This is a genomic window from Janthinobacterium sp. Mn2066 (assembly GCF_049319705.1).
GTDB lineage: Bacteria > Pseudomonadota > Gammaproteobacteria > Burkholderiales > Burkholderiaceae_D > Janthinobacterium.
Genome location: NZ_JBMOUF010000009.1, coordinates 252,747 through 277,808 on the forward strand (window position 1 = coordinate 252,747; position 25,062 = coordinate 277,808).

16 protein-coding genes are annotated in these 25,062 nt (G+C 59.0%); 9 read left to right on the forward strand and 7 right to left on the reverse strand.

Going from position 1 to position 25,062, the window contains the following annotated elements; all coding sequences use genetic code 11:
• Positions 1–3: 3 nt before the first annotated feature.
• The 4 genes from ACL9RI_RS19290 to ACL9RI_RS19305 are packed head-to-tail and all read right to left on the reverse strand — an operon-like array spanning position 4 to position 6,106.
• Positions 4–1,386: an efflux transporter outer membrane subunit gene (locus tag ACL9RI_RS19290; protein WP_422728110.1), complete on the reverse strand. Its 1,383-nt coding sequence runs from the start codon at positions 1,384–1,386 to the stop codon at positions 4–6.
• Positions 1,387–1,395: 9 nt separating this feature from the next.
• Positions 1,396–4,497 carry a MexW/MexI family multidrug efflux RND transporter permease subunit gene (locus ACL9RI_RS19295; protein WP_422728111.1) on the reverse strand — a complete coding sequence of 1,034 codons (3,102 nt, stop codon included), beginning with the start codon at positions 4,495–4,497 and terminating at the stop codon, positions 1,396–1,398.
• Between the two features lie 12 nt (positions 4,498–4,509).
• The gene (locus ACL9RI_RS19300) at positions 4,510–5,616 is read right to left on the reverse strand and encodes an efflux RND transporter periplasmic adaptor subunit (RefSeq protein ID WP_422728112.1); all 1,107 of its coding nucleotides are present in this window, start codon (positions 5,614–5,616) and stop codon (positions 4,510–4,512) included.
• A gap of 16 nt (positions 5,617–5,632) precedes the next feature.
• Positions 5,633–6,106, reverse strand: a complete 474-nt coding sequence (locus ACL9RI_RS19305) for a DUF2165 family protein (protein ID WP_422728113.1) — start codon at positions 6,104–6,106, stop codon at positions 5,633–5,635.
• Between the two features lie 124 nt (positions 6,107–6,230).
• Between ACL9RI_RS19305 and ACL9RI_RS19310 the strand changes: the two genes are divergently transcribed.
• Positions 6,231–6,890, forward strand: coding sequence for a helix-turn-helix transcriptional regulator (locus ACL9RI_RS19310; RefSeq protein ID WP_422728114.1), 660 nt, complete (start codon positions 6,231–6,233; stop codon positions 6,888–6,890).
• On the opposite strand, the gene ACL9RI_RS19315 is transcribed toward ACL9RI_RS19310, so the two are convergent.
• Entirely contained in the window at positions 6,887–8,146 is a 1,260-nt protein-coding gene (locus ACL9RI_RS19315; RefSeq protein WP_422728115.1) for an MFS transporter, read from the reverse strand. The genes ACL9RI_RS19310 and ACL9RI_RS19315 overlap by 4 nt on opposite strands.
• A 117-nt stretch (positions 8,147–8,263) precedes the next feature.
• Between ACL9RI_RS19315 and ACL9RI_RS19320 the strand changes: the two genes are divergently transcribed.
• Positions 8,264–9,157 (forward strand): LysR substrate-binding domain-containing protein, encoded by an 894-nt coding sequence (locus ACL9RI_RS19320; protein ID WP_422728116.1) that lies wholly within the window; start codon positions 8,264–8,266, stop codon positions 9,155–9,157.
• Here ACL9RI_RS19320 and ACL9RI_RS19325 read toward each other — a convergent pair.
• Positions 9,154–9,897 (reverse strand): SDR family oxidoreductase, encoded by a 744-nt coding sequence (locus tag ACL9RI_RS19325; protein ID WP_422728117.1) that lies wholly within the window; start codon positions 9,895–9,897, stop codon positions 9,154–9,156. The two genes, ACL9RI_RS19320 and ACL9RI_RS19325, sit on opposite strands and share 4 nt — an antisense overlap.
• Before the next feature lie 138 nt (positions 9,898–10,035).
• Here ACL9RI_RS19325 and ACL9RI_RS19330 point away from each other — a divergent pair, with 138 nt between their 5' ends.
• The gene (locus ACL9RI_RS19330; protein ID WP_422728118.1) at positions 10,036–10,935 is read left to right on the forward strand and encodes a LysR family transcriptional regulator; all 900 of its coding nucleotides are present in this window, start codon (positions 10,036–10,038) and stop codon (positions 10,933–10,935) included.
• Here ACL9RI_RS19330 and ACL9RI_RS19335 read toward each other — a convergent pair.
• Positions 10,932–13,802 (reverse strand): insulinase family protein, encoded by a 2,871-nt coding sequence (locus ACL9RI_RS19335; protein ID WP_422728119.1) that lies wholly within the window; start codon positions 13,800–13,802, stop codon positions 10,932–10,934. The two genes, ACL9RI_RS19330 and ACL9RI_RS19335, sit on opposite strands and share 4 nt — an antisense overlap.
• Positions 13,803–14,090: 288 nt before the next feature.
• Between ACL9RI_RS19335 and ACL9RI_RS19340 the strand changes: the two genes are divergently transcribed.
• From ACL9RI_RS19340 to ACL9RI_RS19365, 6 genes are all read left to right on the forward strand, one after another.
• A complete protein-coding gene (locus tag ACL9RI_RS19340; protein ID WP_422728120.1) occupies positions 14,091–15,503 on the forward strand; it encodes a HAMP domain-containing sensor histidine kinase in 1,413 nt (470 codons plus the stop codon).
• On the forward strand, positions 15,500–16,039 hold the full coding sequence (locus ACL9RI_RS19345) for a hypothetical protein (protein ID WP_422728121.1): 540 nt from the start codon (positions 15,500–15,502) through the stop codon (positions 16,037–16,039). The genes ACL9RI_RS19340 and ACL9RI_RS19345 overlap by 4 nt, the downstream gene beginning before the upstream one ends.
• Entirely contained in the window at positions 16,036–17,403 is a 1,368-nt protein-coding gene (locus tag ACL9RI_RS19350; RefSeq protein WP_422728122.1) for a sigma 54-interacting transcriptional regulator, read from the forward strand. The genes ACL9RI_RS19345 and ACL9RI_RS19350 overlap by 4 nt, the downstream gene beginning before the upstream one ends.
• A gap of 240 nt (positions 17,404–17,643) precedes the next feature.
• Positions 17,644–18,003 carry a BON domain-containing protein gene (locus ACL9RI_RS19355; RefSeq protein ID WP_422728123.1) on the forward strand — a complete coding sequence of 120 codons (360 nt, stop codon included), beginning with the start codon at positions 17,644–17,646 and terminating at the stop codon, positions 18,001–18,003.
• 210 nt (positions 18,004–18,213) lie between these two features.
• Complete coding sequence (locus ACL9RI_RS19360; protein WP_422728124.1) at positions 18,214–19,227, forward strand: bile acid:sodium symporter family protein; 1,014 nt, start codon at positions 18,214–18,216, stop codon at positions 19,225–19,227.
• 303 nt (positions 19,228–19,530) lie between these two features.
• A complete protein-coding gene (locus ACL9RI_RS19365) occupies positions 19,531–23,553 on the forward strand; it encodes an RHS repeat-associated core domain-containing protein (RefSeq protein ID WP_422728125.1) in 4,023 nt (1,340 codons plus the stop codon).
• The last annotated feature ends 1,509 nt before the right edge of the window (positions 23,554–25,062 follow it).

Consider the following 25,062-nt stretch of genomic DNA (forward strand, 5'->3'; position numbering starts at 1 on the left):
ACACTACATGGTTTGCCCCCATCCCAGCGCCTTGTACAGGGCAATCGCATCGATGTATGACGCCGTTTCTGCCTGCAGCGCATCGCGGCGAATATCGTACAAGGCGCGCTGGTTTTCCAGCACTGCCTGGTAGCTGCCGGCGCCGCCCTGGTAGCGCGTGCTGGCGATATCCAGCGCCGCGCTGCCGTGGCGCGCCGATTGCAGCAGCGAGGCTAGCCGCGACTGGTTTTCCACCAGTTGCGTAACGGCGTTTTCCACGTCTTCCTGGGCCAGTAAAATCGTTTGTTCGTAGCGGGCCAGCGCCCCTCGTGCCAGCGCTTGCGTGCCGCGTACCCTGGCCCGGGCGCTGCCCAGGCGGAAGGCAGGATAATTGACGGTAGGCGCCAGCGCGAAAGCGTGCGCGCCGCCGTCCAATACGCTGCTGCCGCGCAGCGCAAAAAAGCCCAGGAATCCGCCGAGGCTGATTCGCGGATACAGCTCGGCCGTGGCTGCGCCCACGTCTTCGCTGGAAGCGGCCAGCAAGCGTTCGGCGCGCACCACGTCGGGCCGGTTCCTGATCAGCTGGTTCACGTCGCCCAAGGGCAGCTGGCCCGCCAGCGGCGCCTGCTGGCGCACGGTCGTCGCCAGCGCAATGGCGCCCGGCGCCTGGCCGCTCAGCACATCGAGCCGGTACTGCGCCTGGCGCAAGGCGGCTTGCAGCGGCGGCAGCGCCGCTTCGCTGCGGGCCAGGTTGGCCAGCGCATTTTGCCGCTCTTCCGGCAAGCCGCTGCCGGCGCGGATGCGCGCATCGATCAGCGCCACCGTATCGCGCCAGCTTTGCACCTGCGCCTGCGTCAAGGCGAGGTTTTGCTGGTGGCCCAGCGCCTCGTAATAATTGCGCGCCACGTCGGCCGTTATCGTCAGTTGCAGCTGCCGCAGATCGGCCTGCGCGGCATCGGCCTGCGCCTGCGCCGAGCGCGTGACATGGGCCAGGCGGCCGAACAGGTCGAGCTCCCATTGCGCATCGAAACCGGCGCGCGTGCTGCTGCTGGAAGCGCGGCTGCCTGGCGTATCCTGCTGCAGCGTGCGCTGCCATCCCGCCTGGGCCGTGACGCTGGGCAGCTCGTCGAGCCGGCGCTCGTCGAAGACGGCGCGCGCGGCCAGCAGATTGGCTTGCGCCTGGGCGATATCTCGGTTGTGTGCCAGGGCGCTGGCGATCAGTTGCGACAGGCGCGGGTCGTCAAAAAACGTCCACCAGCTGTCGCTCTTGGCGATGGCTGAAAACTGCGTTTGCTGGGGGCTGGCCAGCGTGATGGCCGGCGTGGCTGGCGTGACATAGGCGGGCGTGACGGCGCAGCCAGCCAGCAGCACGGGCACGCAAGATAAAAAGTAACGGTAATTTTTCATGGTGGTTCCTTACTGCGTTTCGGCTTGCGCCAGCGCTTGCGACAAATCCTGCGCGCGCGGCGTGCTCTGGTCGGCCGCATGGCTGCGGGCCACGAACGAGTACACGGTGGGCAGCACGAAGAGGGTGAAGAAAGTCCCGACCAGCATGCCCGAGACGATCACCAGGCCCAGGCCGAAGCGGCTGTTGGCGCCGGCGCCGGTAGCGAACAGCAGCGGCACCAGGCCGACCACCATGGCGGCCGTCGTCATCAGGATGGGGCGCAGGCGGATTTGCGCCGCCTTGCGGATCGCGCTCGCGCGATCCAGCTGTTCATGCACCTGCAGCTCATTGGCAAATTCCACCATCAGGATACCGTGCTTGCTGATCAAGCCGATCAGGGTCACCAGGCCGATCTGCGTGTAGATATTGACGGTGGCGTAGCCCAGCGCCAGCGGTATCAGCGCGCCGCAGATCGACAGCGGCACCGTGATCAGGATGATCAGCGGATCGGTCAGGCTTTCGTACTGGGCTGCCAGCACCAGGTAGATCACCACCACGGCGGCCAAAAAGGCCATCAGCAGCGCATTGCCTTCGGTGGCGAACTGGCGCGCATCGGATTGCCAGTCGTAGCTGAAGCCGGCCGGCAAGGTCTTGGCCACGCCATCGAGGAAAGCCACGGCGTCGCCCAGGGTCACGCCGGGAGCAGGCACGCCCTGGAAGGTGGCCGCATTTTGCTGGTTGAACTGGGTCAGCTGGTTCGGTTCCGTTTTTTCCGTGATCGATACCACGCTAGCGAGCGGCAGCAGGCTGCCATCGTCGCTGCGTACGTACTGCTGCGCCAGCGCTTGCGGCGTCAAGCGCTGCTCACGGGGACTTTGCGCGATCACGTCGTAGGCGCGGCCATCCATGCCGAAGCGGTTCAGGTAATTTTCGCCGACCAGCACGGCCAGCGATTCGGCTATGTCCTGCATGCGCAGGCCCAGGCTGGCGGCTTTCGAGCGGTCCACGCGTACCTGCACCACGGGGTTGTTGTAATCGAGGTCGCTATCGACCACGGCGAACAGGCCGCTGTCGCGTGCGCGCTGCTTGACATCTTCCATGGTGCGGAACAGGGTGGCGTAATCCTGCGCGCTGCGCAAGACCATTTGCACGGGCAAGCCGCCGCTCGATCCGGGCAGGGGCGCATCCTGGAAGGCGAAGATGCTCATGCCTTCCACGTCGCCCACGGCCTGCTGCAATTCCGCTTGTACTTCGGAGGCATTGCGCTTGCGTTTTTCCCATGACGACAGATTGATGCCGCCGAAGCTGTTGGCCGGGCCATCGGTGCCGTTGATGATCCAGCGCGACTCGGTTTCGGGCGAGCGCTGGTAGACTTCATCGAGTTTTTTCGAGAAGCGCTCCACGTAATCGAGGTTGGCGTGCTGCGGCGCCTTGATGGCCGTCTGCACGCTGGCCTTGTCTTCCACCGGCGCCAGTTCGCGCTGCGGCATCAGGTACAAAAATGGCAGGCTGGCCATGACCAGCAGGGCAAAGCCGCCGCTGATCCAGCGATGCTGCAGCGAGCGGTCCAGCAGCCGTGCATAGCTGCTGGTGAGGCCGGCAAAAAAGTGTTCGGCGGCGCGCGCCATGCGGCCTTCCGACTGCTTCGATTGCAGCAGGAAGGAACTCATCACGGGCGACAAGGTCAGCGCCACCACGCCCGACACCACCACCGCGCCGGCCAGGGTCAGCGCGAATTCCTTGAACAGCGCGCCCGTCAGGCCGCCCATCATGCCGATCGGCGCATACACGGCGGCCAGGGTGATGGTCATGGCGATCACGGGACCGGCCACTTCGCGCGCGCCGATCAGCGCGGCCGCCACCGGCGTCTTGCCGTCTTCGATATGGCGGTGCACGTTTTCCACCACCACGATGGCGTCGTCGACCACCAGGCCCACGGCCAGCACCACTGCCAGCAAGGTCAGCAAATTGATGCTGAAGCCGAAGGCCAGCATCAGCGCGGCCGCACCCAGCATCGACAGCGGTATCGTCACGACGGGGATCAGCACCGAGCGCAAGGAACCCATGCACAGGTAGATGACCAGCACCACGATCACCAGCGCCTCGAACAGGGTGTGCACCACCTCGCTGATGGAGGCGTTGATGAAGCGCGCCGTCTCGAACGCCAGTTCGACTTTGACGCCAGGCGGCAGGGTCTTTTTGATTTCAGGCAGCAGCTTATTGATGGCAGCCACGATCACCAGCGGATTGCCGCCCGGGGTGGCGGACAAGCCCAGATGCACGGCCGGCACGCCGTCCATGGTGGCGCTGGTGTCCGTGGCGGCCGCGCCCAGTTCCACCGTGCCGACATCCTTCAGGCGCACCAGCGAGGCGCTGTCTTTTTCGCTGCCCTTGCGGATCACCATCTCGCGAAATTCGGCCACGCTGACCAGGTCGGTATTGACGCTGATATTCGAGACGACGAATTGCCCCTTGATCTTGCCGGGCGCCGCCTGGTAGTTATTGCGCCGCACGGCGTCGGCCACGTCGGCGGCAGTCAAGCCGCGCGCAGCCAGTCTGGCCGGATCGATCCACAAGCGCATGGCCAGCTGCTGGCCGCCGAAGACGGTGATCTTGGCCACGCCATCGATGGTGGAAAACATCGGCTGCACCACGCGCGCCAGGTAATCGGTCAGCTGCGCGGCCGGCACGCTGTCGCTGGCAAACCCCACATAGGCAACGGCCGAAGTGTCGCCTGCCGAGCGCTCGATGACGGGATCGAACGCGCCTTCGGGCAGCTTGTAGCGTATCTGGTTGACCTTGGCCATCACTTCAGTGAGCGCCTGCGTGGAGTCGCGGTTCAGCTCCATGCGCACGGTGACCTTGCTGCTGCCCTGCACCGACGAGGAGGTCAGGTAATCGATGCCTTCCACCGATGACACGGCTTGCGCAATCGGCTGCGTGACAAAACCCTGCATCAGTTCCGCCGAGGCGCCGGGATAGGTGGTGGCAATGGTGATGGTGGACGATTCGAGCAGCGGATATTCGCGGATCGGCAACTGCTTGATGGCGAACAGGCCCAGCATCAGGATCAGGGTGCTGATCACCAGCGCCAGCACGGGGCGGCGCACGAACAGATCGGTAAATTTCATGGTTGATTTTCCTTAGCTGCCGGCGTGGCCTGATGCGCGTGGCGCTTCGTCCAGCGTATTGGGCACCGCCTGCACGGCCATGCCATCGGCCAGCCGCAACTGGCCCGAGGCGACCACGCGCTGGCCTGCCTGCAATCCCCTGGCGATCACCACCTTGCCGTCTGCCCGTTCACCCAGGGTGACGGCCACGCGCTTGACGGTCAGCCCCTGTTTGCCATCCTGCTGCGCGACAAAGACAGTGTCGCCATACGCGCTGTAGGTGACGGCCGTTTCCGGCACCGTCAGCTGCGTGGTCTTGTCAGGCTTGCGCGCCACTTTGACATTGGCATACATGCCGGCCTTCAGGGCGCCGGCCGGATTGTCCAGCGCCGCCTGCACCTGCACCATGCGCGAGCGGGCGATCAGCGGGTCGATGGCCTTGATTTTCGCCGTGAAGCTGCGTCCGGGATACGCATCGACCAGCACTTGCACGGCTTGCCCTGGCGTCAGCGCCGCGCTGCTTTGTTCATCGAGCGCGAAGTTCACCAGCAGCGACTGGGTGTCGATCAGGCTGGCGACAGTATCAGCGGGATTGAGGTACTGGCCCGCATGCACGCGGCGGATGCCCAGCTGTCCCGCAAAGGGTGCGCGGATGCTCTTTTGCGCGATCAGCGCTTCCGTCTGGCGCATTTCGCCCAGCGCCGCATCGCGCGTGGCCAGCGCAGCGTCCAGCTGCTCCTGCGTGGCGACCTTGTCGGCCAGCAGCTGGCGCGTGCGGACATAGCTGCTTTCCGCGTTTTTCAGCTGTGCGCGCAGGCGCAGCAGCGCTGCCTGTTCGGGGGCGTCATTGAGCTGCACCAGCACGGCGCCGGCAGCCACTTTTTGTCCCGATTCAAATGCGATGTGCGTGACTCTTCCGCCCGTCTCGGCCGCCACCTGTACCTGGCGTGCCGCCTCCAGTTCGCCGACGCCGGTGAAAAAACGCTCTTGCGTGCCGGCGACGACAGGCACCAGCGCCACCTTGGTGGCGGGGTTGGCAGCGGTATCGGCTGCATGCGATTCTGTTCGTGGGTACAGCGTGACGCCAGCGATGGCGAGTGTGATGAGCAGCGCAGAGGCGCCGGCGATTTTCGTATGCATGGTGAAGTCTTTCAGGTCAAAAATTAAAGACGGCGAACAGCGCCATGGTCCATAGCAGCAGTACCAGCTGCGTGGTCTGCAAGCCTTCCTGCGCGATCCAGTAGGCGAACCACAGTCCGGCCAAATGCATCAGCAGCAAAAAAGCCGCCATGGCGCACAGGGCCAGGTTTAGCCAGGGCAGCGCAGCGGGCAGGCCGCCGGTAAAAAAGAAGATCACGCCGGCCCAGGCGGCGATGCCGGCTGCCAGTTGCAAGAGCAGCACCACGACCAGCGCCAGGCGGTGCAAGGCCAGTGATGTGAGGGCGCGGCGCAGCAGCGGACTTTGCAGGGTCGGGTCTTGCCGCAATGGGTCCATGCGCATGGTGTTGCCGATGGCCCAGACGGCACCGTGGAAGCCGTGCAGGTTGTTGATGGCGGCCAAGGTCAGCCAGGCTGCCAGGCCGCAGCCGAGGATGGCGTGAAACAGCCAGATGGAGTGCTGCAATTGCATGAGGTCCCCGTCAAAAAGAAGTTCTTGCCAGCGTGCAGGCGTGGAAATTCCTCGACAGCGGGGAGCTACCGGCCTATTATGCAAGCAATTAGTTGGTTAACTAGGCCCATGATAGTTGAGTGAAATGAATTACACAAGTAAACGTTTGGATAATGCCGAGGCTCCGCAAACCACGGAGCGCATCCTGTATTTCATCAAGACCAAGGGACCCGTCTCCACGGCAGCCCTGGCGAAGACCCTGGAAATGACGGGCGAGGCGGCGCGCCAGCAAGTGCAAAAGCTGGTGTCGGCAGGCTTGATCGAGGGGCGGCAGGAACCGCAAGCGGGCGCTGGCCGGCCGCGCCAGAACTGGATCTTGACGGAGGCAGGCAATGCGCGTTTTCCCGACACGCATGCGCAGCTGACGATCAAGCTGATCGGCTCCGTGCGCGAATTGTTTGGCGAGGCGGGACTCGATAAATTGATCGGCCAGCGCGAAGAGGAAAGCCGCGCCGCGTATGCGCAGGCGTGCAAGGCTGCTGACTTGCCGACGCGCTTGCAGCAGCTGGCGGCGATCCGCGATGAAGAGGGGTATATGGCCCGGGTGGAAGCCGATGGCGACGACTGGCTGCTGATCGAAGACCATTGCCCGATCTGCGCCGCCGCCCGCACTTGCCAGGGATTTTGCCGCTCCGAATTGCAGCTGTTCCAGGAAGTGGTGGGACCGGCAGCCAGCGTCGTGCGCGAACAGCATTTATTGAGCGACGCGATGCGCTGTGTCTACCGTATCAAAGCTGTGATCTAACGTTTGGGAAACAGCGGCCACGCCGCCAGCGCCACTACGGCCGAGATGCACCACACGCCGCGCCAGGCGACCAGATCCAGCAGATGGGGAATCAGCACGGGCGTGAGGAAAAAGCTCACGTACACGGCCGTGTTGGCCATGCCCAGCGCCGTTCCCGCATGATTGCTGCCGGCGACAGTCGCCAGTTCCGTGTAGCCGACGCCATGCCAGGAGGAGACGGCAATGCCGGCCAGCACGATGGCCGTCATCAGCAGCCAGCCCGGTCCATCGACCCAGGCGACCAGGCCCAATAGCAGGAAGGCGGCAGTTGCCACCAGCACGCAGCCGCGCAGATAGGCGGGGCGGTTGGCGTGGCGGTCCGTGTGGCGCCCGCTCCAGATGCGCATCACCATGGCGCCCGCCTGCAGCGACACCATGACCGTGGTGACGGCCACCAGGCCCAGCTTGCCCTGGTCATGCAAAAAAATGGTGGCGTAGCTGAGGATCGCCGATTGCGGCGCGCACAGCAGTGCGATGGCGCCCACCATGCGCCAGATGCGGCCATTGCGCAACGGCGGCGCCTCTTGTGCCGATAATAGCCCCGCAGAGACGTTTTGCGGGCCCTTGGCGGCCTCGACAGAAAAATCCGGCCCATGCATCCATCTCCAGGCGAACGCGGCCGAGAGGGCGCATGCGAGCGCCAGCGCGCCGAACACCATCGCAAAGCCATACCGGGCCGCCAGGGTAGGCAGGATCAGCGCGCCCAGTGCGCCACCGAGCGGCACGGCTGTCTGGCGGATGCTCATGGCGAAACCCCGTTCGCCGGCGCCAAACCAGCGCATCACGGCGCGCCCGCTGGACCCGTTGACGCTGCCGCCCAGCACACCGACCAGCGCCAGGCCCGCCGCCAGCGAGAACAGGGAGGGCACGGCGCCATGCGCGGGTGTTATCCACAGCAGTAAGGTCAGCAGCGACAGCATGGTGCCCAGCAGCCCCCACAGCAATACGGGCCGGTCGCCCCAGCGGTCGGTCGCCATGCCCCAGGGCAGTTCCGACAAGGCCACGCCCAGGCCCATGGCGCCCAGGGCGACCCCCAGTTCGGCATTGCTCAACTGATAGCCGCTGCGCAGCCAGATGGCGGTGGTGGGCAAGCCGGCGGCGGCGGCTGAAAAGCTGGCGTTGGCGGCCACGCCGACGCCTAGCACCTTCCAACGGTGGCCGGCACCCCGGACAGGACTTTCAAGGGGAAGGGAAACAGGCGTGCAAGAGGTGGACATGGTAGCTGCAGGTTGTGGTTGACCTGCACAGTGTTGCGCAGTACGATCGTTCTGAATATCAGAAAGTATTGAAGCTATCGTCCTGAAAAACAGGATGGTCAACCAGGAAGCAGACAAATGAATTTCGATATCGCCTTCTTGCGCAGCTATGTGGCCGGCGTGGACCTGGGCAGTTATGCCCGTGCGGCCGACAAGGTGGGTCGTTCCACTTCGGCCGTCAGTGCGCAGTTGAAAAAGCTGGAAGAGCAGGCGGGACTGCCCCTGTTCCGCAAGGATGGGCGGGGCCTGGCGCTGACCGATGGCGGGGCCGTCTTGCTGTCGTATGCGCGCCGCATGGTTGAGCTGAACGATGAAGCCTTTGTCGCCTTGCACGGCGTGGAACTGGAAGGCTGGGTCAAGCTGGGTTTGCAGGAGGATTTTGGCGAAGTGCTGCTGCCCGATGTGCTGGGACGCTTTACCCGCGCCCATCCGAAAGTGCGCATCGAAGCGCATGTGGCGCGCAACACCGACTTGCTGGAACGCTTGTCCACCGGCCAGCTGGACCTGGCCCTGCTGTGGGGCGGCGCGGCCCTGCCCGACACCCTGGCTTGGCCCGCCGCCCAACGTCAGACCCTGGCTGCCCCCGCCATGCGCTGGATCGCCTCGTCCAGCCTGGCATGGCAGCCGGAGTCGGGCGAACCGTTGCCCTTGATTACGTTTGACCGCGAATGCCTGTTCCAGCGCTGCGCCACGCAGGCGCTGGACCGGGCCGGCATCGCCTGGCGCACGGCGTTTACCAGTCCCAGCCTGTCCGGCTTGTGGGCGGCTGCTGCTGCCGGGTTGGGCGTGACGGTGCGCACCTGTTATGGCTTGCCCGCTTCCGTGTCTGCGCTCGATGCGCAGGCGGCCGGCTTGCCCGCCCTGCCGACCTTGTCGCTGGAATTGCTGCAGGGCGCCTCGACGGCCAGGCCGCCCGTCGACCGTCTGGCGGGCCTGATCGCCGAATCGCTGCAGGCGAAGGTGATTGCTTAAAAATCCTGCAAGGTAGGGCGCAGCACGATTTCATTGAGGTCCACGCCGTCCGGCTGTTCGATGGCATACGCGATGGCGCGCGCCACGGTCTCGGCCGGGATGGCGATCTTGTAAAACTCTTTCAGGTGGGCGGCGCTTTGTGCATGGCTGCTGCCGGACTGCAATTCCGTATCCACCGCGCCCGGCGAAATGACGGTGGTGCGGATGGCGCCGCCTACTTCATGGCGCAAGCCTTCCGAGATGGCGCTGACGGCAAACTTGGTGCCGCTGTAGACGGTGCCGCCCGGGCTGATGACTTTATGGCCGGCCACCGACGACACATTGATGAAGTGGCCGCTGCCCTGTGTCCGGAAATGCGGCAAGGCGGCGGCGATGCCGTACAGCACGCCCTTGATGTTGATGTCGATCATGCGTTCCCACTCGTCCACTTTCAGCGCGTCCAGCGGGGCGATGGCCATCAGGCCCGCGTTATTGATCAGCACATCGACCTTGCCGTAGGTGGTGATCGCCGTGTCGACCAGGCGCTGCACCTCGGTCGCTACGGTAACGTCGGTCTGCACCACGGTAGCTTTGCCGCCAGCGGCCGTGATGTCGGCGGCGATGCGATTGAGTTGTTCGGTGCGGCGCGCGCCGAGCACCACGGACGCGCCCAGTGCGCCCAGGTGGCGGGCGGTGGCGGCGCCCAGGCCGCTGCTGGCACCGGTAATGACGACGACTTTTCCTGCGATAGCTTGTGACATGATGGTTTCCTTGTGTGGGCAGCACCGTGCTGCCGATGAAACCAGTATCGGGGCGTTGACACTGCCAAACAATGGAAATGATACGATTTCAAAATTCCAAAATATGGAATAAATATTGAAATTGCAAAAGGACATCGCATGTTGAACCGACTCGAAATGCTGCGCATTTTTTGCACTGCCGCCAAACTGGGCAGTTTCAAGGATGCGGCGACGCGGCTGGGTATCTCGCCGCAAGCCGTCACGCGCGCGGTGCAGGAACTGGAACGGCTGCAAGGTGAATTGCTGTTTCACCGCAATACGCGGCATGTGCAACTGAGTGAGTTTGGCGCCGCCCTGGCCGAGCGTGCTCAGTTGGCCGTGGAGCAGATCGATACCGTGTTCGAGCACGGGGAAAACGATGATGCCGAGGAAGCAGCGGGCCTGGTGCGCCTGACGGCGCCGGCCGCCCTGTCGCGCACGGTGATCTTGCCGGCGCTGACGGCGATTGCCAGCCGTTATCCGAAAATCGATATCGATCTGCGCCTCAGCGATGCGCTGGCTGACGTGGTCAATGAAAAAATCGATATCGGCGTGCGGATCGGCTTGCCGCGCGATAACCGTTTCGTGGTGCGCAAGGTGGCCAGGACGCAGCTGTTCGTGGTGGCGACGCCGGACTGCATCGCGCAGCATGGCGAGCCCGTCAGTTTTGACGATTTGCACCGCTTGCCGACCACCGCCATGTATGACGGCAGCACCGGCCGCGCCTGGCCATGGATGTTTGCCGATGGCCAGCGCGTGTACCCGGCAGGCGCGCGCTTCATGTGCAATGATGCCGAAGCGGAATTGTCGGCCGTGCTGGCGGGCCTGGCGTATGGCCAGGTGCCGGACTTCCTGGCCCGCGAACACCTGGCCAGCGGCCGCCTGGTGGCCGTCATGCGCGACGCCGAGGCGAGCCCGTGGGACATTTACATCTACCGCCCCCAGCGTGGCCCGCTGGCGCGTCGCTTTCGTGTCGTCTACGACGCACTGGGCGATGCGCTGGCGCAGCTGCCCGTTTAAGACGCCAGCGCCAGCAGGTCGACCACTTCCAGGCCCGCCAGGTCTTGCGTGGTATTGCCCGCAAACGCGGCGCGGCTAGGCTGGCCCTCTTTCAGCCAGGTGCGCGTGACGGCCTTGATCTGCGCCAGAGTGCAGTTCAGCACGCCGCTGCGGAATTGCTGGCGCACGGCTTCCGTCGTGCCACGCTGTTGCATATTCCACGCCGTCAGCGCTTCCGCGTATGGCGAGTGCGGCTTGTCGAGTCCCTTGATCACGCAGATGATGGCTTCTTCCACTTGCTCTTGCGAGAAGTCGCCATCGAGGATCTGTTCCAGGGTGATGCCGAAGTCGGCATAGGTGCCGGCCAGGCGCGGATCGCGGTAAGAGCTCAAGGTAAACGTGCCGGCACCGGCTGCATAGCTGGCGCTGCCGCCATACGCGCCGCCTTTTTCGCGCAGGGCCGTATGCAGCACCTGGTTGGTCATCAGTTCGGCGGCCACGGCCAGCGCTGCCGCGTCCGTGTGATGCACGCCAGGCACGGGCCAGGCCACGTAGCAGTGGTTGATCTGGCTGGTGGCATGCAGGGCCGCATTGGCCAGCGGCAACGCTGCGGCCGCAGGCGCCGTAGCGGCAGTTGCTGCGCTTGCCGATGCGGCTGGCAAATCGAGCAAGCCGGCCAGGGTCAGGCCATCCTGTTCCAGGCCGGCGCACAGCACGGTCGGTACCTGGGCAATGATTTGCGTGTGCAGGCTATCGAGTTCACGGGCGATTTCCTGCAAGCCCGCCGAGGTCTTGCTCAATTGCTGCAAACGGCGGTAGAACGGCAAGGCCGATGGGCCGCCGACGATGTCGTCGAAGCGGCGCATCGGCGACAGCGGCGCGGCTGCGGCCAGCATGGCGTAGCGGCCGCCCGACTCCGCCAGGCTGCTCAATTTGTCTTGCACCAGGCTTTCGATCAGGAACGCCAGACGCTCTTCTTCATCGAAGCGGGGCTTGGCGATCCAGGCCGACAGCACGGCGGCAATCGCCGCATGTTCTTCACGCAAGCCGCTGGCCGAGAATGACAATTCCACGCGCATCGCCTGTTGTGGACGGGGAATCGCTTCCAGGCCGATATGGAACGAGGGCACCATGCTCTGGCGCCAGGCGCTGGCGTCGTCGAACGACAGTTCACCCACGCCCAGTTCCGGCGCCAGGTCGGTGTACAAACGCAGCCATGGCCAGGCCGCTTCCGGCAAGTGCGACACGTCGTACAGCACATTGGCGTAGCTGATGCCGTTCGAGGCGATGGAAAACGCCACCGCGCCATTCACGGCGGCAGGAATCGGCAGGGCTGGACGCGGATGGGCGCTGACGTCGCCAGGGCGGATGCGCGGCAAGACTTCCGAATTCGATGGCAATTGCTGGTGCGCTTCCAGCGCGGCCGATTCGGCCACGATGTGTTCGCGCTGCGCATCCGTCAGGCTCGCCTGCAGGGCTGCCAGCTTGGCCTCTTCCTGGGCAGCGCGGTCCGTAAAGAAGGCGCTGTCGGGCACTACGCGGGTGGTCAAACGGGTCGGGTTGGCGATCAGGTCGCGCACCAGTTGCTTGAAGAATGCCGGATCGTCGACTTGTTTTTCCAGGGTTTCCAGGATGGCTGCATTGTCGAAAGCATGCATGACGTCGCCGCCATACATGGCCAGTGGCAAGGCGTGCAACAAGCGGCCCAGGCCGTAAGGCATGCGGCCGCTGCTGATTTCGCGCTGGCTGTATTTGATATCGCGCAAGGCGGCGTGCAATACGGCGGCCGGAATGCCCTCTTTGGCCGTTTCTTCCAGCGCGCTCCAGATGCGGGTGTGCGCATCGGCGATCTGTTCTTGCGTCAAGCCTTCCATCCCGATGTGGAATACCATCTGGCGCGTGCCGGCGTCGCGGCCATTCATGTCCGATGGGCGGCCATAACCGGCCGATTCCATGGCGCGCATGACGGGCGCCGACGATTCGCCGAGCAAGCCTGCCGACAGCAGGTGGGCGTGGTAAAACGCCAGCGGATCGGACGATTCGCCCAGCAGCCAGGCAAACTGCAAGCCGAACTCATCGTCGCGCGCTTCCTGCGAAGGAATCTTGACGGTGTTTTCCTGTGGTGCATTCCAGGCGGGCGCCAGTTGCGGCAAACGGCGCGGGCTGAAACCGCTGAGTTTGGACAATACGCGCTCGGCCACCTGCTCTTGCACGGCCGATGCTTCGATATTGCCGGCCGTCATGATGATCGCTTGCGACGGATGATAGTGGCTGGCGTGGAATTCTTTCAGCATCTCGTGCGTCAGGTCCGGGATGTCCAGCGGATCGCCGCCCGACTCCACCTCATACGTCGTGCCTTTGAGCAAGGTGCTGGCGATGCCGCTGTCGAGCGCGCGCATGGGGCTATTGAACGCGCCCTTCATTTCATTGAAGACGATGCCCTGGTACACCAGCTTGTCGCCTTCGAACGCATGGCGCCAGCCTTCCTGGCGGAAATTCAAGTAATCGAGATTCGGGAAGAAGGCTGCATCGAGGTACACGTCGAGCAAATTGAAAAAATCCTTGCGGTCGGTGCTGGCGAACGGGTACACGGTGCGGTCCGGGTAGGTCATCGCATTCATGAAGGTGGCCGTCGAGCGGCGCAGCATCGAAAAGAACGGGTCGCGCACCGGGTAGCGGGAAGAACCGCACAGGGCCAGGTGCTCGAGGATGTGGGCGCGGCCATCGCTGACCTCGGGCACCGTGGGAAAAGCCACCAGGAACACCATCTCAGCCTGCTCGGTATGCATATGGATATGGCGCATGCCCGATGCGGGTTCGACGTATTGCTCAATGGTCGCCTGCAAGACTGGAATGAAGTTACTGCTGACTTTTTCAAATGTGCTCATGCGGTATGGGATCTCTGCGGTAGGTGATTCGGGAATTCGGTGACGTGCATCATAGTTGGGGACAAAGCGGGGAAAAGCCAGTACTAGCGGGCTACTTTGATGCCTGTATGAAGTTTTTCCCTATTGTACTAGGACTATCCGCCGCCCGCGCTGGCCCGCCCCGACTTGATTCCTGCTGAGGTGCAATCCAGCAACGTTGTTATTTTGATTGCTCCAGGGTAGGCGGCGTCTTCCATTGGGCGCTTAGCGTACCATGCGCTTTTTCCCATCGCCGAACAAGGTCGCCGCGTGTCCAGACTTTCCTTTCGCCAATTATTGTTTGCCGCCTTCATCCTGACGGCAGGCATCTTGACGGCCACTTCCGTGCAAGCCCTGCTGACCCTGGAACACCTGGCGCGGCTGGGCCGTGAAACGGCGGCGCAGGCGATCACCCTGACGGAACAGTCGCAGCGGCTGTCCGAACGCACCCTGGCCATGGAGCGCAGCGCGCGCCAGTTCCTGGTGCTGGACGACCCCGTGTTCCGCGACCGCTACGCCAGCGCGCGTGTCGAAGCGGCGGCTTCGCTGCAAGTCCTGAACCGCGCCACGCCCGGTTTTGCGCAGCAATTGGCCGACGAGTGGACGGCGCAGGCGGAAGCCGCCTGGCAAGTGTTGCAGGCGGGCAAGCGCCGCAAGCGCGATGGCCACGCCGTGGTCTACCGCGCATTTGCCCGCATGGCGCAAATCAATGACAGCCTGGCGCGCGATAGCAAGACGGAAATCGGCAGCCGCAACGATGCGCTGCTGGTGGAACTGGAACGCCAGCGCCGGCTGCTGGGGGCGCTGGTGATCGGCGCCGTGCTGCTGGCCGCCGTGCTGGCCACCTGCTTCGGTTTTCTGCTGTCGCGCCCGCTGCGCCGCATCGAAACGGCCATCGAACGGCTCGGCGATAAACGTTATGACCAGCCCATCGTGGTGGGCGGCCCGGCCGATACGCGCCGCCTGGGCCTGCAGCTCGACTGGCTGCGCCAGCGCCTGCACGATCTGGATGCCGACAAGGAGCGTTTCCTACGCCATATCTCGCATGAATTGAAAACGCCGTTGGCCGCGCTGCGCGAAGGCGTGGCCCTGCTGGAAGATGAGGTGGCGGGTAAGCTCAGCGATGGCCAGCGCGAAATTGCCGGCATCCTGCAGCAAAATACGGCTTCCTTGCAAAACCAGATCGAAGACCTGCTGCGCTACAATACCGCCGCCTTTGACGCCCAGCGCCTGGCCTGCAGCAAGGTCGATTTGCTGGCGCTGTTGCAGGTCGTGGTGGCGGATCAGCGGCTGCAATGGCAGGCGCGCCGTTTGACGGTAGACGTGCAGGGCGAGTCCTTGATCGTGCAGGCGGACCGCGACAAGCTGGCCACGGCCCTGGCCAATATCCTGTCGAACGCCGTGCGCTTCAGCCCGGAAGGCGGTACTGTGCAATTTACTTTGGCGAGCGACGGCCAGCGCGCCCGCATCGACTGTATCGATGAGGGCAGCGGCGTGGCGCCGGAAGACGTGGAGCGCATCTTTGAACCGTTTTACCAGGGAGTGCGCCAGGCGGCCAGCGCGCGCAATGGCAATGGCATCGGCCTGTCCATCGTGCGCGAATATATTGCCGCCCATGAAGGCAGTGTCGCTCTTTTACCGCGCCCGGCCGGCGCCCATTTTCGGATAGAACTGCCCTTATGATGAATTCTCTTGCTACCCGGACCACCGTCGTGCTGAGCGCCATGCTGCTGGCCGCCTGCGCCGCCACGCCCGTGAAACAGACACCCGTGCTGGTGCAGACGCCACCGCGCGTGATCGTCGTGCCCGACCCCAGCGTGGCTGAGTTGCTGGCTTACTACAGCAGCGTGCGTTTGATGACGCCATCCGAACTGGCCAAGGCCCAGCAAGACATGGCCAAGGCAGACGCGTCCGCCAAAAACAATCTGCGCCGCGCCATGCTGGCCGCTACCGTGCACGGCACGGGCGACCTGGCGCGCGCGCTGGCGCTGCTCGAACCGATCGCCCAAAGCACGGACGAGCCTGCCCTGGCGCCGCTGGCGCAATTGCTGGCCTTTCATTTTGCGGAAACGCGGCGCCAGGATGATGCTATCGAGAAACTCAATGGCCAGGTGCGCGACGCCCAGCGCCGTAATGACCAGTTGAATGAAAAACTCGAAGGCTTGAAGAACATCGAGCGCAGCCTGTCCGTGCGCCCCGCCGCGGGAGCGCCGAAATGACGGATCAAGCACACATCCTGTTGGTTGACGACGATCCCGACCTGCTGCGCCTGCTGACGATACGTTTAAAAGCGGGCAATTACCGCGTCACGGCCGTGGGCAGCGCAGAAGCGGCGCTGGCCCGGCTGGCCGTTGAATTGCCGGCGCTGGTGATTACCGACGTGCAATTGCCGGGCCGCGATGGCCTGGCGCTGTTCGACGATATCCGCCGCCAGCATTCCGCCCTGCCCGTCATTTTGCTGACTGCCCACGGCACGATTCCCGACGCGGTCGACGCTACCGCGCGCGGCGCGTTTGCCTACCTGACGAAACCGTTCGACGGTAAATTGCTGATGGAAAAGGTGGCTTACGCCGTCAACCTGTCCACCGTCATGCCGACTCCTGCATCGAGCGATGAAAGCTGGCGTGCCGAGCTGATCAGCCGCAGCGCACCGATGGCCGAATTGCTGGCCGAGGCACGGCTGGTGGCCGGTTCCGACGCCAGCATTCTGATCCGTGGCGCCAGCGGCACCGGCAAGGAATTGCTGGCCCGCGCGCTGCACAATGCCAGCCGCCGCGCCAAGGCGCCGTTTATCGCCGTCAACTGCGGCGCGATCCCCGAGCAATTGCTGGAATCGGAATTGTTTGGCCACGTGAAAGGATCATTCACGGGCGCGGTGGCCAACCGCGAAGGCTTGTTCCAGGCAGCCGATGGCGGCACCTTGTTCCTGGATGAGATTGGCGACATGCCGCTGCCGCTGCAAGTCAAATTGCTGCGCGTGTTGCAAGAGCGGGCCGTGCGTCCCGTCGGCGCCGACCGCACGCAGCCGGTCGATGTGCGGCTGCTGTCGGCCACGCACCGCGACCTCGATACCGCCATGGCTGAAGGGCAATTCCGCGAAGACTTGTATTACCGCCTGAACGTGGTGACCCTGGTCTTGCCGCCGCTGGCCGAGCGCCGCGAAGATATCGCCCTGCTGGCGAACCACTTCCTGCAAAAAGTAGCTGCCAAGTATCAAAAGCCCTTGAACGGTTTCGCGCCCGACGCCTTGACGGCGCTGGTGGGGGCGCCCTGGCCCGGCAATGTGCGCCAGCTGTTCAATGTGGTGGAGCAAGTGTGCGCGCTGGCGACGGCGCCGCTGGTGCCCTTGAGCCTGGTGCAGCGCGCCTTGCGCGTGCCCTCGCTGGAAGCGCTCAGCTACAACGAAGCCAAGCAGCGTTTCGAGCGCGATTATCTGGTCCAGTTGTTGCGCCTGACTGATGGCAACGTGGCCGATGCCGCCCGCCTGGCCGACCGCAACCGCACGGAGTTTTACCGTTTGCTGCAGAAATACGAGCTGACGCCAGCCTTGTTCCGGGGCGATGGCGAGCCTGTCGCTGATTAGCGACAAGAATAAGTACTTTAGAATCAGTGACTTGGCGTGAAACATTGATCGTATTGCCATAAGCTGTCGCTGGCAGGCGACAAAAAGCCCGTTTTTTCAGGCCATGCCAGGCCGGAAAAATCGGTTCATATTTTAAGTATTTGATTTATAAGGGTTTATAAAAGCTGGCACGGCCTTTGCTGTATGGGTAGATGTGACGCTTCAAAGTGTTGCTTTAACTTCATATTGAGAGGAACTACCATGCAAACATCGAAACTGTTCAATACTCTGGTTGCCGCCGCCCTGCTGTCGGGTGCTTCGATTACCGCTTCGCATGCAGCTGACTCCGCACCAAAAGCACCAGCTGCCGACACCGTCGTCGCTGCCAACGCCGCTGCCGCCGTGCCTGATGAAACCATCACTTCCTCGGCCAAAGCCGCCCTGAGCGCCGACGCGCAAGCCGCAGCCCTGCCAGTCAACGTAGCGACCAAGCAAGGCGTGGTCGTGCTGTCGGGCGACGTGCCGAGCGCCGAAGCCGGTGACCGCGTGGTCCAGATCGTCGCTTCCGTGAGCGGCGTGAAAGAAATCAAGAACGAACTGAAAGTCAAAGCCGCCGGCTAATCGCCGTTCGTGCTGTCACACTCCGGGTCGCCCTGTCTGCGGACAGGGCATTTTTTTGCCCGCAGACTTTAGCCTGTAGGCGCATCGTGACCAAACCGTCACGCAGGGAGCTGGGCAATGAGCGTAAAATAGTCTGCAACGGCGCCACTTCTGGCGCTTTTGTCATCCCTGGCACAGTGTTGCAAGGCTGTGCCGCTACCAGGCTATCGCATGTCCTCTTCCTCTCCCCTGGCGCTGTTGCGCAAGCTGAAACCCGATAACTTCACCATTGCCCTGCTGTGTACCGTGGCGCTGGCCAGCTTCCTGCCCTGCACGGGCACGACGGCCGTGGTCTTCGGCAACATCACCACCGTCGCCATCGGCGCCCTGTTCTTTTTGCACGGTGCCAAGCTGTCCAAGGAAGCCGTGATGGCGGGCGTGATGCACTGGCGCTTGCACTTGCTGGTACTGGCCAGCACCTTTGTCATGTTCCCCCTGCTGGGCCTGGCGTTGCGTCCGCTGGCGCTGACCTTCCTCACGCCTGAGCTGTACGTGGGCATCCTGTTCCTGTGCGCACTGCCATCGACCGTGCAATCGTCGATCGCCATGACCGCCATGGCGCGCGGCAACGTACCCGCCGCCATCTGCAGCGCCTCGGCCTCGAACTTTATCGGCATCTTCCTCGCCCCCATCCTGGTAGGCTTGCTGGTGGCCAAAGGCGCGGCCAGCAAATCATCGCTGGACGCCGTCTTGTCGATCGTCATGCAACTGCTGCTGCCCTTCCTGGCCGGCCAATTCCTGCGCCGCTGGATAGGCCGCTGGGTCGACCGCAACAAGGCCGTGCTGAAATACGTCGACCAGGGCTCGATCTTGCTGGTGGTCTACACCGCCTTCAGCGAAGCCGTCGGCGAAGGCCTGTGGCACACCATCTCGGTAGAAACCCTGGTCGCCCTGGCCCTGATCAATTTACTGCTGCTGGCGCTGGTGCTGGGTATAGGCTCATTCGTCAGCCGCCGCCTGGGCTTTTCCAAGGAAGATGAAATCACCATCGTCTTTTGCGGCTCCAAGAAAAGCCTGGCCAGCGGCGTGCCGATGGCCAAGGTGCTGTTCTCCGCCCGTGAACTGGGCATGGTGATCCTGCCGCTGATGCTGTTCCATCAGATCCAGCTGATGATCTGCGCCGTGATCGCGCAACGCTATGCGCGGCGCACTGAGGCGCAGGATGTGCCGGTGACGACGGCTTGAGCAATTAGCTTTTCCTCGACAAGATTAATACCGCGCCTGGCGCGGTATTTTTTTGCCGGTTGGAAATGCAGCAGCTGTAGCAGGGGCTCGTCAAAAAACGAGAATGCCTTCAAATTTGACGGTGATGCATCGATTACTTCCGGACATAGGCCTGCGCGATCAGGTTAACTAAAAACTCGTTCATAACTATCAAGCAATTTTGATGAGATCTAGCTGATTATAAAAATTTCCCAAAAGAAATTATTGTGTTATAGTAATTAAATTAAAAACATCATTGCTATATTCAGGGACAAGGTATCGTTAATGTTAAATATAAAGTCTGTAAATTTTCTTTTCCTTTCTTTGCTACTATTCTTTGCATGTATCAACTCTGGACTCGGCGAAGAGCAAACGATGCCGGGTATAACCATTACTGCCGATTCAGACATGTATTTTCCGGATGGCGTGGGAGGCGGAGGGGTATTTAGTTCATATGTGTCAAAAGGAGGCGCTGGTAGAAGTCCGCAAGAACCTCCGTCTCGCGACAATAGCAAAGTATTGAAATGTCCTGATGATGGAGAGCCTAATTCTAATGTCAGTAAATATCCTGTTCTGATACCAACAGGAGAAAAAATCAAGGTTGAAGAAGATATTGATGGGCGCGGTGAGTATGCATTGAGTTTGAGCCGTACTTATCGCAGTATGAAAGCCAGTGGAAAAATGTTTGGTCCAAACTGGTTATCCAACCTCGATATACCAAGGCTGATTATTCCTGCAAAATATAGTTGCCCTGTTCTGGAGACCGGCTATTGTGTACCCCCTAATGTCACTCTGGTGGATGCAGGTGGTGCGCGATACGTCTATCAATTGCCAAATACAGGTAGCGATGAGTTTGTAAATACCTATACGGTAGATGGATCGGCGGCCGCAGGTGAAATGGAATACCTGAACGGGATTGGCTGGCGTCTTACCAAAAGCAAAATGATATATACCTATGATCATGATGGCTATATTCAGACCATCAGCGATATGTCAGGTGCCGTCACATTTTTCTCTTACAATGGTGATCGCCTGGCCTCTGTTTCAAATGCACAAAACCAGATGATACGTTTCACGTGGGGTCCCAATGGGCGAGTAGCCAGTGTGATTGATATGGCAGGGAACACCTGGCGTTATGACTACAATGATGGCGGCATGCTAGTCAAGGTTACTGCACCGGGATCCAATCCCGACATTCGTGAATATCATTATGAAAATGTAGATACTTCCTTGTTAACCGGTATTACGATTAATGGTGTTCGTTATAGCCAGTATCGATATTATCCTGACCGGCGTGTGAGCGAAAGTTCCTTAATGGGGGGCGAGGAAAGCGATAAATTTACATATGGTAATCGTCAAACAACCATTACTGATGCCCGTGGCCAGTCGACTACGTATTTGCTCGCACCCGTTCAAGGCGAGATGAAGATTGCCGATATATCAAGGGCAAGTAGTTCGACTTGCCCAAGCGCGAACGCAAAAAATGTTTATGATGCAAATGGCTATCTGAAATATACAGTGGATTGGAATGGAAGTAAAAAATTCTATGATTATGACAATGCCGGGCGCTTGAAAAAAAAATGGACAGATGCCGCAGCACTGAATGCTACAACAGTTTCTTATACATGGGACTGGGACAGGGTTAGCGAAGAGACATATCGAGGTGCTAATAATCAAGCTTACTTACGCGTCAACTATACCTATAATATTTTTGGCCCGGCAATGGGGCGGCTGGCAAACGTCATCCGTACGGATTTGACGACTGGCGTGCAGCAGGCAATTAGTTACGACTATACCTTTCATCCGAATAATACGATTGCCAGTTTGACGAGGTCGGAGGCGTTGCCAGATGGCATAGCAACTCAGGTCATTCATTATGACGCCAATGGAAACATCACATCGGTAGTCAACCCCCTTGGCCAGACCAGTACCTGGTCTGACTACAACGGTCTGGGCCGGCCCAGTACTTATGTCGATATCAATGGCGTGACGACCAATTATACCTACGATGCGCGTGGCAGTTTGCTGTCGCAGACCACGAATGGCCGTACTACCACTTATACCTACAACCATGATCGCCAGGTCAGCACCATCAGCTATCCAGATGGCAGCGGGACACGCTATCAATATAATCCTGCTGGTCGCCTGGAGTATGTCGGCAATGCGGTCGGTGAATACGCGCGGATGGCCGTGGATGTGCCTGGCAACAGTGTGCGCGCCAGTTCGCCCCGGCACTATGCCGAAATCAATGGCACGGTGCCGATCGCTGTCGGCACAACGGAATTTAGTAGTACCAGCGTGCTCGATTCCCTAGGGCGTCCCTACACTGAGTTGGGCAATAACGGCCAGCGGGTCGAGAAGCGCTACGATAACAATGGCAACTTGAAGAGCAGTACCGATGCACAGGGACGTGTCAGCCTGTATACATACGATACCGACAATCGCCTCGCGACCAGTACCGCGCCCGATGGTGGCGTGACGGTCCTGGCATACGATGCGCGGGGCAACCTTGCATCGGTAACTGATCCACGGCAGATACAAACGCGTTATACCTATAACGGTTTTGGCCAGGTTATCAGCATTATCAGTCCTGATACCGGGACGACCACGTTTGGCTATGACAGTGCTGGCCGCTTGAATGCCGAGGCCAAGGCGGATGGCAAGACGATTTTGTATTACTGGGATAGCCTGGGCCGCAAGCGTGCGCGGGTAAGTAGCGGCGTCACAGAAACCTATAACTATGACGAGGGAGAGTATGGCAAGGGACGCCTGACCAGCTTTACGGATGCAACCGGAGAGACGAAATATGCCTACAATGCCAACGGCGACCTGGTTTCGCAAGTCAACAATGTTTGGGGAAATTTTTTCACGACGAGCTGGGGCTACGATACGGCGGGCCGCCTGACCAGCATGAGCTACCCAGTCGGCCTGGTCCTCAACTATAGCTATGATGGTATCGGCCGACTGTCCAAAGTAACGAGCAATCTCGGCGGTACATGGTCAACTATCGCTGATTCGTTCTTGTACCAGCCAGCAGGAGGGGCTCGCTATGCATGGCGCTTCGGTAATAATTTGCCGCGCTTTGTCCGGGTCGATGCGGATGCGCAGATTATTCAGGTGTTCGGAAGTGTTCATAACACCACATATGCCTACTCCAACGTGGGGCAGGTAGAAGTCATGACTGACTATGTCAATCCTGTATTGTCGCAGTCCATTAATTACGATGGAGTCGATCGGGTAGCGGGCATTTCACGGAGTGGCGATGCGCAAAGCTTTTCATGGGATCAGGCGGGCAACCGTACAGGGCATAGTCGAAAAGGAATCTATTACAGTTTTGTAGCTGACCAATATAGCAACCGGCTTGCCTCATGGAACGGGAATGGTCAGTTTCGTCAGTTTACATACGATGCAGTAGGTAATGTCGCAAGCGAAACGAGGCATGACGGCACTCGTACATATTCATATGATGTGTTTAATCGTCTTACGGGGATTAGCCACAATGGTGTAGTAATAGGAACTTATTACTACAATGCTTTGAACCAGCGCATTGCGAGGGGAACGCAAGCGGGTGGGGGACTGTCGCTTTACGGCCCAAATGGGGAGCTGTTGTTGCAAGAAGCCTTTAGCATGAACACAAGCTATATCTGGCTTGATGGGGAAATGCTTGGTTTGTTTCGTGATGGTCAGTTCTACGCCAGCCACAACGACAAGCTGGGCCGCCCGGAAGTGCTGACCAACGCCAACGGCACCATCGCCTGGCGTGCCGCCAACGCGGCATTCGACCGCACCGTTATCGTCGATAATATTGGCGGCATGCATATCGGCTTTCCAGGGCAATATTACGATAACGAGTCGGGGTTGTGGTACAACTGGCACCGTTATTATGATGCGTCGCTGGGACGGTATTTGCAGAGTGATCCGATTGGGTTGGCGGGTGGACTAAATACGTATACTTATGTTGATGGAAATCCGCTAAACGACATTGATCCTTTAGGACTAATGTCAGGAAATGCTAGACAACGTAGGACCGAAAGCCGTCAAACGTCTGTAAGCCCCAATTTCTCGCGTGATGAACAACGCCATCAATTGCTTGATGATATTACGTCTGTGTTATCCCCATCCAATTTAAATTGGGGGGCTGAATTACCAGGTCCACCTCGAATTTCTATTCCCGGATTTTGCAAATTAGTTTGTTCTTCGCCAAATTCATGTTCTGCTAAGGCGGAAGGGGGGCTGCCCATGAGAAGTACAACCGGTGAACAATGTACGCAAGTATGTATGTCTGGTCCAATAGCGATCTCACGATAGTTTTGGTTGATTTATATTTTATTTATATTGATAATATTATGCCAATATATTTTAATTTAATAAATAAATTTCAATGTATTGATTATTTTTGAAGTTAAAGAAAATTAAAATTTCCATGAAAACTATCAATCAATTTATGTTTTTGTTTGGTATTTTCATGGAACTTATTGATTTATATTATGGTGAAATTTCGAATTATTATTAATTAATCATTGCTTAGGACTAGGTTGATTGTCCGCAAGCGCTAATTCGTATCGACTGCAATATGGCGCTTGTGGTCACTGAGTTTCTTTTTGGTTTCATAGTTTTTCGCTCACGCTCCTGATGCTTTAACTTTGGCTGTCAATAAATAGCGGCAATGGGACGTACCTCTATTACACAAGAGATCCAGTATCAATGCCAGATTTTGAATGGTGCGAAATAGTATGCTGGCGCATTAACTGTAGGAGCAGTAATAAATAGTTGGATACGAAAATTTTTGTAGGTGTTTTTAAAGTTTCACATATTTATATGTTAATAATTATATGAGATGAAGAAAATTATTTTGATAACCGGATGGGTTTTAATTGGGCTAACATTCATTTGTGCAGCCTTGGTAGGATTAATCTCAATTCGTGTAGGGCAAGTGGCTCCTATAGTATATTCTGCCAATGGCCGAGAATTAGTCTTTTTTCCTGGAATACATCTACTGATTGTATTATTTGCGTTGATAGTGGGGGTGGTTTACTTAATTCGCAAATTAATTAAATTTTTCAATTGAATGGGAATTTATTTCTCACCTTATTTTTCTGCAGATTTTTATTTTCCATTCATATAATATTTTTCTAGGAAAATAATTGAAATTATTGCACCCTCACAAAGCGTTTGGAGTGTATCAACGAAAGAGTCTGCAGCAGAAAGAATATTAGGCCCGGCAAAAATGTTTAAAACATTTATGGTAAATTCAATGGTGAGAAAAAATATGAATATTATTTTATTAGGTTTCCATAGGGAAATGCACAGTAAAATTTTCATATAGGTGAGAAAAATTATTGCTTTATCTAATTTTTCGAATAGTGGTTTATCAATTAATAATTCAGCCTCGCGGATAATGTTCGGAATGCTGTCTGGAGTAATTATAAACCAAATAGCGCAAATTAAATATGTAACAATTAGAATTCTCAGAAATATTAGTGGGATGGTGATATTATTGTATTTCATATGTGATATTTTATTGTGGTAATTATAAAATGCATATTATATTTATATTTATATTTTAAAATATGTTTATTTTTATTTTTGTATAAATAATTGATGATGTGTAATTCAGGGAAATATATTATTTAATATATGTAATAAAAATTCTTTCCATTAAGAGTCGTTGTGCAAATTGCCTTGCCAGATGCTTTCTTAAATTATAAGCTCTATTTCAAAATAATGTATATTAAAGTAGGGGCAGTAGGGTCAGTTCTGCCATTCAGACACAAGCTCTTCCTTAGCTTTATCGTTCGCATACTTACGCTGACAGTT